Below are 13,215 nucleotides of genomic sequence, written 5' to 3'. Positions count from 1 at the left end.
AATTCAATTGCTAAAAAGCTAAGAATCCTACTAAAAATTTAATAAAGCTTTGATATGGTTAATCTGATTTTCTACAAACTATAACTCACCAATATGCTGAAGGTAAAGATTCCAGGCATCGTCAAATAGGCTCATGTCCAATATATAGTCAACATTCATTTCTAGATACAGACTTATTTCATGATAATCAGACGAATTCTTAGGAAAACCGGGATCATGAAAAACATTTTCAGCAAACATGGACATCTCACTTTTCTCCAGGGCATGCCTATATGTGTTTAAAAATCGATAAAAAGATTTCACTTGCTTTCGCTCCACTCATTTAACATTAATTATGCATTATACATATTACCTAAAAAAACTACATAATGCTATTATTTACCTTGTTGATTTGGGGTACTTCACGCGAATAATGATACGAATTACCTTCATTTATATAATAATTTTGTTAATCAACAATGACACCAAATCTTTTTGGTACTATGTATATTGCGGATAATTCTTCTTTCTATTCTGTAACAAGTATACATGAATACAATACATTTCCATATATTATAAAACAATTAAATGTTGCAGAATAACATTAATTCACAAAAAAACCTCGGAATATCCCGAGGTTTTCATTATACTAAAACCGGTTCTACTTTTACTTCCTGAACTTTACGGATAATATCACGCGCTACCCAGACCCCACAGGCACTTGCCTGCGCTAATCCCCTTGTAATACCGCCTCCGTCTCCACCTACATATAAATTTAATATGTCTGACTGAAAGTGCTCATCTAAATTTGGTCTTGCTGAGTAGAATTTTGCCTCTACTCCATAAAACAATGTGTGCTCAGATGCTAATCCTGGCGTTACTTTATTTAATGCTTCGGTCATTTCTATTAAACTTTTCATTGTATTGTAGGGTAAAACCAAGCCTAAATCTCCTGGAACTGCTTCTTTCAAAGTAGGCTCGATAAAACCTTCTTTTATTCTCTTAACAGTAGATCGTCTTCCTTTTAAAATATCGCCGTACTTTTGAATAATTAAACCGCCATTTGAAAGGGCATTTGCCAGTTTTGATATCTCATGGGCATATTCTGTAGGCTTATCAAACGGCTCAGAAAATTTATGGGATACCAGTAATGCAAAGTTTGTATTATCACTGCCAAGTTCAGGATCTTTATAAGCATGACCATTCGCCAGCATAATTCCAGAATGATTTTCAACTACAACATGCCCGGAAGGATTGGAGCAGAATGTGCGAACCTGCGTACCAACAGAGGTATTGTAGATAAATTTACCTTCATATAAATGTTTATTGATTTCTTCCATTACCACATTGGATGTTTCAACCCTCACACCAATGTCAACCTGGTTACTCGTCATTTTAAATTTACGTTTTTTAAGAATCTCTGTTAACCATTTGGAACCGTCTCTCCCCGGTGCGACCACGACATAATCAGAATATAGCTTTTCTCCATCTTTAAGAACAATTCCTTTGGCTACATATTGGTTATCCTGCTTTTCAGTTAATACATCTTCTACTTCTGCCTTAAAAACCATATCTATTCTGTCTTTTAAATATTCATAAATACTTTTTAAAATTTCAAGATTCTGTTCCGTTCCTAAATGACGTACATAAGCTCGCAATAGCTTTAACCCTGCTGCATAGCCTGACTTCTCAATTCGGCGCACTTCTTCACTCATTGGATTCGTAAGCGTATCAGTAGCACCATGCTTTATGTTAATTGCATCTACATATTTTATCAGTTCCACAACTTGATTTTTTGATAAATAATCTGTCATCCACCCGCCAAATTCGCTTGTAATATTAAATTTCCCGTCAGAATACGCACCAGCTCCACCAAATCCGTTCGTAATGGAACAAGCAGGCAAACAACCCGCAAAGCTCTTTCGATTAGTAGGTGGCGGACATTTAACTATTCTCTTCTGTAATATTGGGCAGTTCCGTCTATATATATCATGACCTTTATCAATTAAAAGAACCTTCGCTTCCGGTAATTTTAGAGTAAATTCGTAGGCAGCAAATATTCCGGCAGGACCGGCACCCACGATAATTACATCATAATTCGTTTTCATATGAGGATCTCCTCCATTTATAGGTCTGCTCCGCACTAAAAATCATACCAAAGCGAACATGAACCGTCAACAGAAAATACGAACATTATTTTTGTAAATTATATTTTTGTTCGCCTTTAAAGTGTTTATATGTAGTTTTTATCCAAACATAAGATATTTTTTTACCAATCCATTAAAAAAGGACGGATAACCGTCCTTTTTCCCTTTAATCAGCAAGGGCTGCAGAAAGAAGCACCGATAATAATAAGGAGGATAAATAACACAACAATCAATGCGAATCCGGAACCAAAACCTCCTCCGTGTCCGTAACCTCCACCGTAACCATATCCACCGCAACCGCTGAAACATCCATCTTGACCACCGTAATACATTTGTTTCACTCCTTTAGAAGTTCATCATTACATTTTTACTATATGTGTTATTCGCCCTTTAGGTATGTGCATTCGCCTAATTTGATTGCCTTTTTTATGTAAATATTGTAACATTATTGTAACATCAGACTAGATTATAGAAAGAAAAATGGGGGTTAATCGTATTTTCAAACGCAAGCAAGGGTTATTACTTGTTGTGATGGTTGCCACAGGTTTATTGTTTTTTTTCAGTTTTAATGTATTTTACAGCAAAAGCCAAACACAAGGCTTAATGGATAAATTAGAGAATGGACAAAAAATTCGCTATTTAGTATTAGGTGACAGTATTGGTCGCGGATCGGGAGCAGAAAAGCCTGAACTTACTTGGTTCTCCCAATTAGAAAACATGATTCATGAGAAATATGGAAGCAAAATGAACGGACAATATATTGTTCAAAGCGGTGCCACTTCATTTGAAGGCATCTATAAATTGCAAGAAACAAAGGTTTCCCCATACACAGATTTAATCTTCATTGTTTTTGGTGAAAATGACAGGAAATACATGCTGAAAGACGATTTTGCCGAATTGTATGAGAATCTAATCAGGCACGCTAAAATCAGTGCACCACAAGCAAACGTAATAACTGTGATTGAGAGCAGCTTGCCGGATGAGGGGTTTGCCCAAACAATCAAGGATATCAGCCAGCATTATGGAGCTGTCCCAGTAGATATGCGACCAGTCTTTAAACAGTCGCCATTATCGATTTCTGAATTAACAAAGGACTCCGTTCATCCAAATGGAAAAGGGTACTCTTTATATGCGAATGAAATCTTTAACACCCTTAGTACATTGGATCACGCACAAAAATCAGTGACTCTGCCTAAAGCCAAATATATTCAAAACGAGTATCAATTAAAAATGAATGGTCGATACAATTATAATAACGGGTTTACGAAACATAATGGATTTCTCCATTCAAATAAAGAAAAGAGTCAATTAATCTATCAATTTAATGGACCAATTGTTGGCGCCGTTTTATTTCGCGGTCCAGATGGTGGTACGGCGAATATTTATATAGATGATCAATTTCATAGTACCATCAGTACTTGGTGGCCCTTTCAAAAAGAAAGATATATTTATCTGGCCAATAACCTCGGGGAAGGTACACATGAACTAAAGATTGTTCCTACCGGACTTCAAAGTAAATACAATTCAACGAACGAATCTTATATTAGGATTTCTGGGATACTTGAAAAGGATAAAGATTAATAAGGAACTACTGTTTGTTACGGTTTCTCTTTTTGAATTTAGAATCTCAATTCATTTTCCACTAGAAAAAATAACACGTAACAGCAAAAGAGGAAGCGAATATGCTTCCTCTTTTCAATTACTTTTCACCGCAAAAGCAATACTCATATTTACCAAAATTCATCCTGTGCTCCAAAAATGTTTGAAAAAATCCCATTTGTTCTTTTTTAATTTCAAAATATCCAGTAACTGGATGTTCTGCTGATAAGTTAAAAATCCTGCGATATTCATCTAACGGAATAGATACCAGTTCCTCTTCACCAATAACTATATTATCTTCATCATCAATTTCGTTCCATTGAATCATCCTAGTTGTTTCTTCCTCAGAGAAAAAATATGGTGACGTACATGGTTCAACAAACAACCCATTACTTTCAGCAAATCGAATAGCAGATTGACAACTTACATTGGATCCAATATACATATAGTAATCCCAACCAAAGTGTATGAAGAATTGATCTTTACTATAGAGTTTACACCATAAAAAATTTCGCATAACCATTTTGCAAATCAAGCGCGATTCATTTTTGTTTACCATCAGGTCTTCTTTGAGAACCAGCTTTTCAAATTCCTGTTCGTATAAAGGTGCTGTCCGATCTTCTTCAGAAATCATCTTTTCCAATTGTAAAATTCTTAGTGAATTACTTTCCTCCATGAATTTAATGATGGAATTTATATAAGCTGTCTCAACCTGAAGATATTCATCAAAAGTGAATTCTTTCCCATTAATAAATTTCCCTATTTCAGATGGACAAGTCCATTCCTCCGCTATGGTATAGTATCCATTTTCATCCCTAAAATCTGGATTATACTTTGTGACACACCACTGAAAATTTATTTGTTTAACCACCCTGCCCCTCCTCCATTCTCCGTAAGTAAAGTATATCATTTACATTAAATTTCATATTTGAAATTCCAAATTGCAGGAGTTTGCTTTTTAACATCTCGTGTTTTGCAAGGAAATTTAAGGTTGTAAAAGCTCTTACAATGAAACGAGAACCCGTTAGGTATAATGATGTAAAAATATATCATAAAGAAAAAATAACAGATTCACATTTTCCAAAACCCATTTGCTCTATTACGAATACGGATTACATAACAAAAAGGACAATCACCCGAGCGGGCAATATTGCCCTAACTCAGAGAGATTATCCTTTACACTTTAATATCAGCTAAACAACTTTTTATATAGCCCGTATCCTTCTTTTTCTAAATCTTCTTTTGGAATAAACTTTAGTGCGGCAGAATTAATGCAATATCTTATCCCCTCAGGACCCGGACCATCGGGAAATACATGCCCTAAATGGGAATCCGCTTCATTACTCCTGACTTCTACACGACGCATGCCATGTGAATAGTCGTCCTTTTCGATTACTTCAGACTCATCAATAGGTTTTGTGAAACTTGGCCAGCCACACCCCGCATCATATTTATCCTTTGAACTGAAGAGTGGCTTTCCCGAAACGATATCCACATAAATCCCTTCTTGTTGGTTGTCCCAGTATTCATTTCGAAAAGGCGGTTCTGTACCGCTTCGCTGTGTTACATCATATTGCATAGGTGTTAATTCTTTTAGACGATCAGAATAATTGGTCAATTATTTTCACCCCAATGCTCTTTAATAAACCCAGAACGCCCTGAACCTGCTTGATAGGATTCATAATGATCTTTATTCTTCTTATAGAAATGCTGATGGTACTCCTCAGCTGGATAAAAGGTTTTGGCAGGAAGAATCGGTGTTACAATTTCCTTTGTAAATCTACCGCTGTTACCCAACTCTTTTTTGGATTGCTCCGCAATTTCCTTTTGTTCCTCGGTTGTATAGAAAATGGCTGTCTTATAGGAGTCTCCTCGATCACAAAATTGTCCGCCCGCATCTGTTGGGTCAATTTGCTGCCAGAATAGCTCCACAATTAATTTATATTTTATAATAGCTGGATCAAATGTAATTTCTACTGCTTCTACATGTCCAGTACTACCTGAACAAACTTCCTCGTAAGTAGGATTTTCTTTATGTCCGCCTGTATAGCCTGAAATAACACTTTTTACTCCTGGAAATGTGTCAAAGGGTTTTACCATGCACCAAAAACACCCACCGGCAAATATTGCTTTTTCCATCATCCTACCTCCTTTTGAGTTTATATTTATAAACGTATAGATATTCTACCCTTTTATTGTCAATTAAGAAAATGGTTTGCTTAAGACTTTTCTTATATAAAGACACATGCCTAAGCTCTCTTGCATATAGCTAGAATATAATTTGGAAGTGCGAGGAGTGAGACCAATGTCCTCTATGAATGGACAAAGCTATTATCAGAAGGCAAAGGAATACGATTTACTCTCCCAGTATTACAAATATACAAATCCTGATTTGTATATTAAGTATTACTATAGACATCTGCATTATATGGATCAGTTACTTCATCAAGGGGCAGGAAATGAGCGGACTACGCTTGGTAAGATAAGGTTTTTTCATGCCCTTCCATCTGTAAAAAGCATAGATTTATATATAAACGGAACACGAATTTTCAAGAACGTCCCCTCTAAATCTGTTAGTCATTATTTATCACTGCCTGAGGGGAAATATGAATTTGATCTTTATCCGAGCGGCCAATCACATTCCGCTTTGTTAAGCAGAAAAGTAGACATTAAAGAAGGAACCCCTTATACCATTATTGCTGCAGCAAATCAAAAAGGATATTCTCTCTTTTCAATCGAGGATAATCTTACTCTTCCGACCAGGGAGACAAAGTTAAACTGCCTAAATCTAAATCCTGATTCAGCTGGTATCGATATCGCTGTAACAGGTGGAGATACCATATTTTCTAATTTAGCCTATAAAAAGCCCAGCTCGTATCTTGGCTTGACTCCGATGACAGTAGAAATTTTAGTGAAATGTTCAAGATTGAAAGAAATGATTCTTGATCCTTTTTCCGTCACCCTGCATCCCGACCAAATATATACGATGGTTATTTTAAGCTCGGGAAATGAACATAAAGATCCTGAAATTGTGTTTATCTAAAAAAAGAGAGGAATTGTATCCATGGATTCATGGTACAATTCCTCTCTTTACAATTATTCCACCGGAACTAACAAGCTTAACTCAATATCATCATTTTTGAGATCAAAAGCCTTTGCTTTAACTGTGATTCCACTCTTAAGATCCATTTGGCTTAATGCCAAATATATGGTTTTTTCTTTAGGTCGTATCATAACCCATTCAGGTGTATCATATTTTTCGTTAATATAATTCAATACAAATGTTGCCGGCAAGCTCATACCGCCAATTTGAATAGCTTCATGTTTTAAAAGTAAATCCCCATTTGTGAGTGTAACTGGTTCAAATAACACCTTGATTTCGACATTTCTGCCAAACGCGGATAGTGTTCCGTACAATTCAAGACTTTCCTTTAATAGCACCTCATATTTAATTGGACTATCTGAGCTTTCTTCCTCAATATAATAATTAATAATCCGATTAAGGTCTTCCTTATTGGATGTAAACGGTATCTCTACTTTTTCATCGTTAGTGGCTAGTTTATTTAATGATTCTTCATCCTTTATCGGACGAGTCGTCCAATAAATCAGAACACAGACTGCAATTAGGTTGATTGCCAATAGCCCCAAAAAAAGTCCTTTCCACTTGTTATCTATTTTGAAGATTCTCCTCATTCTTCTCCCCCTCTTGTACCATCCTCATCGTATTTATGTTTTTAACAGTACTCTCTTTCATTTTCTCATATATACGTGAAGCAATAATCTCATAGCCCTTGTCATTCGGATGAAAATAATCCTCTTTGTATAAAAGATTTTCATTTGATTTTGAGAATGCATCATCAATTCGGATAAAAAAAGCATTTGGATCCTCAGAAACTATTCCCTCACTGACTCTATTCCAATCATCCATGATAATATCCAGTTCCTGAAATGCTGATATCCATTTCCCGAAAGGGTTATACAAGCCAACAAAATAAATTTCTGCTTCTTTATTATATTGTCTAATTATACTAAAGATTTCTTTCAGTCGCTCTTCATATTGAATAGCTTCCAGATTAAAATCCTGTATGGTTAAATTTGTAAATTGTTCTTTTACAACTCTCATGATATCGTTTCCGCCAATCGTAATGATAATGGCATCAGAAGTTTGTATATCGGCTATTAACTGTGGCGTATTCAGCCGTCTTAAAAGATCTGAAGATCGATTGCCGCGGATACCGTGGTTGGTAAATTCCGCTTCTCTTATCCCCTTATTTTGTTCTAAATAGGAGACTAAATAAGGAATATATCCCCCTTGATCACTGCTATCCCCAACACCCTGGGTCAATGAATCCCCCAGTGAAACTACCTTCACATCGGTTGGAAAGAAATCATTCGGAATTTCCCGCTTTAATGCTTTTGTTATAGATGAGGCTGAATGTTCTTCCACTTGCTTTCCAAAAAAATATTGATAAGGACTGCATCCTGAAAGCATAAATATCATAATCACAGTTATCAAGGTTTTCCAAAACATAGCTGTCACCTGCCTAAAGATTACTCTTTATTATATTCATTATAGTTACAATAAATATCCTTATCATATAAAAAAAGACAGGTTTCCCCTGCCCCTAATTTGACTGTAGTATTTTTATATGTTTAATAATATCCTCGAATGGAATACCTTCAACACCAGAATATTGCTGAACAACTGTGCCCTCTTGATCGACCAATGAAAAGCTCGTTCCATGAATTACCTGGTCCCCTTCAGCAGGCTTCTGCACCAATACTTTAAAGCTATCCTTCGCCAGGCTTTCAATCGTTTCTTGGTCATACCCTGTTAAGAAGCTCCAATTATCGAAATTCGCCTGAAAGCTTTCCCCGTATTTTTTCAAAATAGAAGGATTGTCTACTTCCGGATCGATACTAAAGGAAACAAAATGTACATCTTCAAGACCTTCTTCAGTAATCATATTTTGAAGCTTTTTCATATTGGAAGTCATCGGCAAACATACTGTATTGCAATTTGTAAAGATAAAATCAGCGATCCATACTTTTCCTTCTAAATCACCTTTTGATACTTTTTGTTCATTTTGGTCTGTAAAAGTAAAATCTTCTACCTTCCAATTTACCGCATTAGGTATTTCTTGTTGAGAGCAACCATTAATAATGAAAACCAGAAAAAATACCATTGCTATTTTGCCAAAATAGTTCATGAATTAACCACCCTGTGTTTAATCTCTAATACTGTTAATTTTATCAAAATCTGTATTTTCACAAAAGTATTTTGCCTTTGATTGACAGATTGTTTTATCCTTTTGAGATTTAAACATTGGTAGTTTCGTTTGAGTTTCTTTGACTCGTTATAAAACCCTACTCGAACTGAATTTGAATCGTCACAATTTCAGAGCGTGTACCAATCCGAATAGGCGGTCCCCAAAAACCAAAACCGGATGTTACGATCGAGTCCATCTGACCCTTTTTTAAATAGCCCCAATCATTTTCATATATCGCTTCAGTAATTAGATTTCCCGGAAAAATCTGGCCGCGATGGGTATGACCGGAAACCATTAAGTCAACGCCTTCTTGCTGCGCAATATCAAGTTCATAGGGCTGATGTTCCAACAAAATGGCGGGCTTTTCGAGATTTACACCGCTCATTAATTTTTCTAAAGGCAACCTATCTTCCTCAGTTCGATCCTTGCGCCCAATGAGAGTGAATTCTTCTTTAACCTCTACGGTTTCATCGTACAGCACTTGAATTCCGCTGCGCTCTACCGCTTCAATCAGTTCCTGCATCGTACCATCGTGCTTATCATGATTTCCAAGGGATGCATACACCCCATATGGTGCCTGTAGCTTGGATAATATCCGATCGATTTTCTGATCAAGGAATGGTTGAACATCATCGTCAAATAAATCTCCAGGCAAAAGGATTAGATCAGGATTCAGCTCGTTAACTTTCTTTACAAAACGCTCCGCATGGTCTTTACCCGATAGCAACCCAAAATGTGTATCTGCAGCCAATACGATATGTAAGTTTTCAAGGGACGAGGAACCTTTATCCATCTTAAGTTCATAGTTGCGTACGACTGGGCTATAGGCATTATATGTACCGTATATCATAAATGTTATTAACAGCCCTACAGTGATGATCCCTGCCCATAACTGCGTTTTGGGCCGATGCAGCCGTGTCAGGCGTAGGAGAATAACTGTAATATGAGCAAGAGGAACTAGCATTAACAGTAAGTAAAAGCATGCCATCCAATAAGCACCAACAATATTTAAAAATGTCAGCCCAGAAAAGCGGCCAATTATAAATGAGCTTGCTGCAAGGATAATGATGAGGCTGTATAGGATCTTAAATCGCCGGCTTGAAGATTCCGGTCGTAGCCAACGATATCCCCGCCAGCCTATATAGTAGACGAGGCCACCATAAAGCAGCAGTGCAATAATCAGAATAAGAATGAACATATGTATTCCGAAAGACTCCTTTTTACATGATTTTTATCGTTTTAGTTTAATAAGGTAACATCCTACTTTATTATGACTTACCTATTCTTGATTGTTAATTTATTTGATTTTTATTTTATTCCATATCAACTAAAAGGGACATAAACTTTAAATGTTGTACCTTTGTTTTTCTCACTTTCGACTTCAATTTTCCCTTTCATTCTCTCGATAACTTGATAACAAACCATCAATCCAATGCCGGTTCCTTTATCTTTTAATGAGTAGAAGGCTGTGCCTAAACGTTTTATTTGTTCCTCACTCATACCAATACCTGTATCTGATACCGAAAAGACTATACACTCTTCTTCTTTCTGAATGGATAAAGTCAGTTCACCGCCATCCTTCATTGCCTCAATCCCATTTTTCATAATATTGATTAATACCTGCTTCACTTCGTTTGTATTTATGTATATTTCCAAGTCAAAATCCAATTCGAAGTGTAAATGAATATTGCTGACCATTAAGGCATATCCGTTCATTAAATCAACAATATGAGCGGAGAACTCTGATAACATCACATATTCCTTCGATCCTAAGTCCGGCTTGGCAAGAGATAGATAATCGTTAATAATTCCTTCAGCCCGATTGATTTCGTCCACCATTAATTTTATATATGATAATTCCTCTTCAGATAACTTGCTTTTATTTTGGAAGATTTGCAGAAATCCTTTCACAACGGTCATAGGATTTCGAATCTCATGAGCAACAGATGCTGCTAATTGTCCAATGGCATTCATTTTTTCAGCTTGTTGCAGCTCTTTTTGGATACTCGTCCTATATACAATATTATCAATTTCCTTTATGGCTTCATCAAAATTATTAATCAGCATTTCATTATCAGATTTGGAACCAATTTGTACTGAAGTAATTGAAAGCTTTTCAAATAAAATATGAAGCTGATGAACCATAAAGTTGAATTGTTCAAAAAGCTCCTCAAAATCTGTTGAGGAATCTTCGGTTAACTTTATATTAAACTCACCCTGACTTACCTTCGTTATCCCTTTAATCAGCTTATGAACAGGGCTCATTAATTTATTTATATAATGATGAAGGACACCATATGCCATACAAAAAATGATCAATATACTTCCAATGAATAGGAGTGTCCAATACAAGTTTTTCGTGAGCACTTCATCTGCATTGATTGTCACCGCTAATATAGCTTTATTAGACCCTTCTAATCCATCAATCCCAGCATAGGCATTGACCCATTTATTCGAAGATTCCTTATATATTTCTGTTATTTGCGGATTTTCACCATGTATGACCTTTTGAATATAAGGTAGGGTTCGTTTGCTTGGCATAAAGGGGGACCCCTCCTTTATACCATTAGGTTGAGTACCATCTGATGCACTGATGATTTCATAATGCTTTTTATTTTCGTTATATAAAATAATATGTCCGGAATATAAGTGATTACTCTGTTTATCCATTTCGTTTAGATAGGTTTTCAGTTTAGACCTTGCACCAATTGAGGAATCAGTATTAACTGAAGCTTCATTTATTAATCGGGAGGAAATCATTGATGAGCCAACCATAACCATCCCCTTACCTCTTTCATACAATATATCTTCTGTATAACCATTAATTAATTTATACCCAATAATTGAGATAAGAATGATAGTAATGAGCATTATCAAAACTATTAGCGTCAAAATTTTGCGTTTGATTGACATCGGCTTTTTTATATTCTTCATAGATCCCTCACACAATTTCATAGTATCTATCTATAATTAGACAAAATTAGGCAGTTTTCCTGTAATAAATATAAAATAATAACAAAATCCAAAAAAAATACACTATCTCCATCTTGGATAGTGCATTTCTTTTACTGTTAAATTAGTCGGCGTAATACATAAAGCCGATTGCCCCAATTCCCGTATGTGTACTAATAATCGGTGTTGTTTCATAAATTGGTACATCATCTATACCAAGTTCACGGATTATCATTTCTTTCAATTTTGTTGCAAGTTCCATTGCATCTGCGTGGGTTATACCAATCCCCTTTAGAACTTTCCCCTCAATATCCTGCATAAGCTGCTTCACTAAGAATTTCACGATTTGACCTTGACTTCTCACTTTCGCTACAGGGGTATACTCTCCCGTATCAAGTGAAGCAATCGGTTTGATATTTAAGAGAGAACTTAACATTGCTTTTCCTTTTCCAATTCGGCCGCCCTTAACTAAATTCTCAAGGGTATCCACCACAACAAAAAGTCGAGTATTTTCCCTAATATGATCCAATCGTTCAACAATCTCTTCCATCATTATACCTTCTCTTGCCATTTCAGATGCCGCTAGTACCTGGAATCCTAATGCATTGGATATATACTTGGAATTAACTACAGTAACTTTCCCATCAGCCATTCTGGCAGCAGTTTGAGCCGATTGTACAGTACCGCTCATTTGAGCAGTCATATGAATAGACAACACTTCACTTCCATCTTCTGTAAGCTTATTATATACTTCCAGAAATTCACCCGCTGGGGGCTGTGAACTTTTTGGCAATTCTTCTGATTGCTGCATTTTGGTAATAAATTCTTTAGATGTAATATCTACTCCATCAATGTATGTTTCGCCATTTATTGTTATTGAAAGTGGTACAACTGTTATGTCATTTTCTGCGATGATCTCCTTTGGCAGATCAAGCGTGGAATCAGTAACAATTTTAATATTTGGCATAGTTTCACTTCCTATATGTATGACTAATCATATTATACATGGTAGAAAATTAAATTTAAATGAATTTCATTTTCCTTAATATAAGTTTATGAAAAATTCCTATAATTCAAATACTCAATTCCAGCAAATCCTACCATGTAAATTTGTTAATCGATTTACGTTAAACGAAAGCATAACTGGCATGCAGCTGTACTAAATATATATTTCCTAAATTTAACTATTTATTATTTCCCCTCATCATGTATATAAACTCCAAGCTATTCTATTATTAAAAATAAAAAGAGTGTGAATCACTGTAGAT

14 protein-coding genes are annotated in these 13,215 nt (G+C 35.7%); 2 read left to right on the top strand and 12 right to left on the bottom strand.

Annotated elements, in window-relative coordinates; translation table 11 throughout:
- Nucleotides 1-78: 78 nt before the first annotated feature.
- The 3 genes from AC4BHP_RS04455 to AC4BHP_RS04445 form a co-directional block, all read right to left on the bottom strand.
- Nucleotides 79-303, bottom strand: coding sequence for a YozE family protein (locus AC4BHP_RS04455; protein ID WP_077248138.1), 225 nt, complete (start codon nucleotides 301-303; stop codon nucleotides 79-81).
- Between the two features lie 320 nt (nucleotides 304-623).
- The gene (locus AC4BHP_RS04450; protein ID WP_066107115.1) at nucleotides 624-2,087 is read right to left on the bottom strand and encodes an NAD(P)/FAD-dependent oxidoreductase; all 1,464 of its coding nucleotides are present in this window, start codon (nucleotides 2,085-2,087) and stop codon (nucleotides 624-626) included.
- Between the two features lie 209 nt (nucleotides 2,088-2,296).
- Nucleotides 2,297-2,458: a YjcZ family sporulation protein gene (locus AC4BHP_RS04445; protein WP_066107118.1), complete on the bottom strand. Its 162-nt coding sequence runs from the start codon at nucleotides 2,456-2,458 to the stop codon at nucleotides 2,297-2,299.
- A 148-nt stretch (nucleotides 2,459-2,606) separates the two neighbouring features.
- Between AC4BHP_RS04445 and AC4BHP_RS04440 the strand changes: the two genes are divergently transcribed.
- Complete coding sequence (locus tag AC4BHP_RS04440) at nucleotides 2,607-3,707, top strand: SGNH/GDSL hydrolase family protein (protein ID WP_139891805.1); 1,101 nt, start codon at nucleotides 2,607-2,609, stop codon at nucleotides 3,705-3,707.
- A 118-nt stretch (nucleotides 3,708-3,825) separates the two neighbouring features.
- Here the strand turns inward: AC4BHP_RS04440 and AC4BHP_RS04435 are convergent, their stop codons facing one another.
- The 3 genes from AC4BHP_RS04435 to msrA all read right to left on the bottom strand — a co-directional run bounded on the left by AC4BHP_RS04435 (nucleotide 3,826) and on the right by msrA (nucleotide 5,864).
- Nucleotides 3,826-4,596 carry a DUF7683 domain-containing protein gene (locus tag AC4BHP_RS04435; RefSeq protein ID WP_490551381.1) on the bottom strand — a complete coding sequence of 257 codons (771 nt, stop codon included), beginning with the start codon at nucleotides 4,594-4,596 and terminating at the stop codon, nucleotides 3,826-3,828.
- A gap of 318 nt (nucleotides 4,597-4,914) precedes the next feature.
- Nucleotides 4,915-5,304, bottom strand: a complete 390-nt coding sequence (gene msrB / locus AC4BHP_RS04430; RefSeq protein ID WP_490551659.1) for a peptide-methionine (R)-S-oxide reductase MsrB — start codon at nucleotides 5,302-5,304, stop codon at nucleotides 4,915-4,917.
- 35 nt (nucleotides 5,305-5,339) lie between these two features.
- Nucleotides 5,340-5,864, bottom strand: coding sequence for a peptide-methionine (S)-S-oxide reductase MsrA (msrA, locus tag AC4BHP_RS04425; RefSeq protein WP_490551378.1), 525 nt, complete (start codon nucleotides 5,862-5,864; stop codon nucleotides 5,340-5,342).
- Between the two features lie 166 nt (nucleotides 5,865-6,030).
- On the opposite strand from msrA, the gene AC4BHP_RS04420 reads away from it, so the two are divergent.
- Nucleotides 6,031-6,768 (top strand): DUF4397 domain-containing protein, encoded by a 738-nt coding sequence (locus tag AC4BHP_RS04420; protein ID WP_490551376.1) that lies wholly within the window; start codon nucleotides 6,031-6,033, stop codon nucleotides 6,766-6,768.
- Nucleotides 6,769-6,821: 53 nt separating this feature from the next.
- On the opposite strand, the gene AC4BHP_RS04415 is transcribed toward AC4BHP_RS04420, so the two are convergent.
- The 6 genes from AC4BHP_RS04415 to AC4BHP_RS04390 form a co-directional block, all read right to left on the bottom strand.
- Nucleotides 6,822-7,418, bottom strand: a complete 597-nt coding sequence (locus AC4BHP_RS04415; protein WP_490551375.1) for a YpmS family protein — start codon at nucleotides 7,416-7,418, stop codon at nucleotides 6,822-6,824.
- Entirely contained in the window at nucleotides 7,393-8,256 is an 864-nt protein-coding gene (locus AC4BHP_RS04410) for an SGNH/GDSL hydrolase family protein (protein ID WP_490551374.1), read from the bottom strand. The genes AC4BHP_RS04415 and AC4BHP_RS04410 overlap by 26 nt, the downstream gene beginning before the upstream one ends.
- A 94-nt stretch (nucleotides 8,257-8,350) precedes the next feature.
- Nucleotides 8,351-8,935: an SCO family protein gene (locus AC4BHP_RS04405; protein ID WP_175354300.1), complete on the bottom strand. Its 585-nt coding sequence runs from the start codon at nucleotides 8,933-8,935 to the stop codon at nucleotides 8,351-8,353.
- 157 nt (nucleotides 8,936-9,092) lie between these two features.
- Nucleotides 9,093-10,193 (bottom strand): metallophosphoesterase, encoded by a 1,101-nt coding sequence (locus tag AC4BHP_RS04400; RefSeq protein ID WP_490551371.1) that lies wholly within the window; start codon nucleotides 10,191-10,193, stop codon nucleotides 9,093-9,095.
- 125 nt (nucleotides 10,194-10,318) lie between these two features.
- A complete protein-coding gene (locus AC4BHP_RS04395; RefSeq protein ID WP_490551370.1) occupies nucleotides 10,319-11,929 on the bottom strand; it encodes an ATP-binding protein in 1,611 nt (536 codons plus the stop codon).
- Nucleotides 11,930-12,071: 142 nt separating this feature from the next.
- Nucleotides 12,072-12,914, bottom strand: coding sequence for a DegV family protein (locus tag AC4BHP_RS04390; protein ID WP_490551369.1), 843 nt, complete (start codon nucleotides 12,912-12,914; stop codon nucleotides 12,072-12,074).
- Nucleotides 12,915-13,215 lie beyond the last annotated feature (301 nt).

The organism is Pradoshia sp. Z4_20 (assembly GCF_058216035.1).
The sequence above is the reverse complement of the archived record's forward strand: the minus strand, read 5'-3'. Positions and strand labels throughout refer to the sequence as shown.

What these genes read in the sequence shown, in the direction of transcription:
- AC4BHP_RS04450 (WP_066107115.1), bottom strand. Translation starts at nt 2,087, where the DNA reads ATGAAAACGAATTATGATGTAATTATCGTGGGTGCCGGTCCTGCCGGA.
- AC4BHP_RS04445 (WP_066107118.1), bottom strand. Translation starts at nt 2,458, where the DNA reads ATGTATTACGGTGGTCAAGATGGATGTTTCAGCGGTTGCGGTGGATAT.
- AC4BHP_RS04440 (WP_139891805.1), top strand. Translation starts at nt 2,607, where the DNA reads ATGGGGGTTAATCGTATTTTCAAACGCAAGCAAGGGTTATTACTTGTT.
- msrB (WP_490551659.1), bottom strand. Translation starts at nt 5,304, where the DNA reads ATGCAATATGATGTAACACAGCGAAGCGGTACAGAACCGCCTTTTCGA.
- msrA (WP_490551378.1), bottom strand. Translation starts at nt 5,864, where the DNA reads ATGGAAAAAGCAATATTTGCCGGTGGGTGTTTTTGGTGCATGGTAAAA.
- AC4BHP_RS04420 (WP_490551376.1), top strand. Translation starts at nt 6,031, where the DNA reads ATGTCCTCTATGAATGGACAAAGCTATTATCAGAAGGCAAAGGAATAC.
- AC4BHP_RS04415 (WP_490551375.1), bottom strand. Translation starts at nt 7,418, where the DNA reads ATGAGGAGAATCTTCAAAATAGATAACAAGTGGAAAGGACTTTTTTTG.
- AC4BHP_RS04410 (WP_490551374.1), bottom strand. Translation starts at nt 8,256, where the DNA reads ATGTTTTGGAAAACCTTGATAACTGTGATTATGATATTTATGCTTTCA.
- AC4BHP_RS04405 (WP_175354300.1), bottom strand. Translation starts at nt 8,935, where the DNA reads ATGAACTATTTTGGCAAAATAGCAATGGTATTTTTTCTGGTTTTCATT.
- AC4BHP_RS04400 (WP_490551371.1), bottom strand. Translation starts at nt 10,193, where the DNA reads ATGTTCATTCTTATTCTGATTATTGCACTGCTGCTTTATGGTGGCCTC.
- AC4BHP_RS04395 (WP_490551370.1), bottom strand. Translation starts at nt 11,929, where the DNA reads ATGAAGAATATAAAAAAGCCGATGTCAATCAAACGCAAAATTTTGACG.
- AC4BHP_RS04390 (WP_490551369.1), bottom strand. Translation starts at nt 12,914, where the DNA reads ATGCCAAATATTAAAATTGTTACTGATTCCACGCTTGATCTGCCAAAG.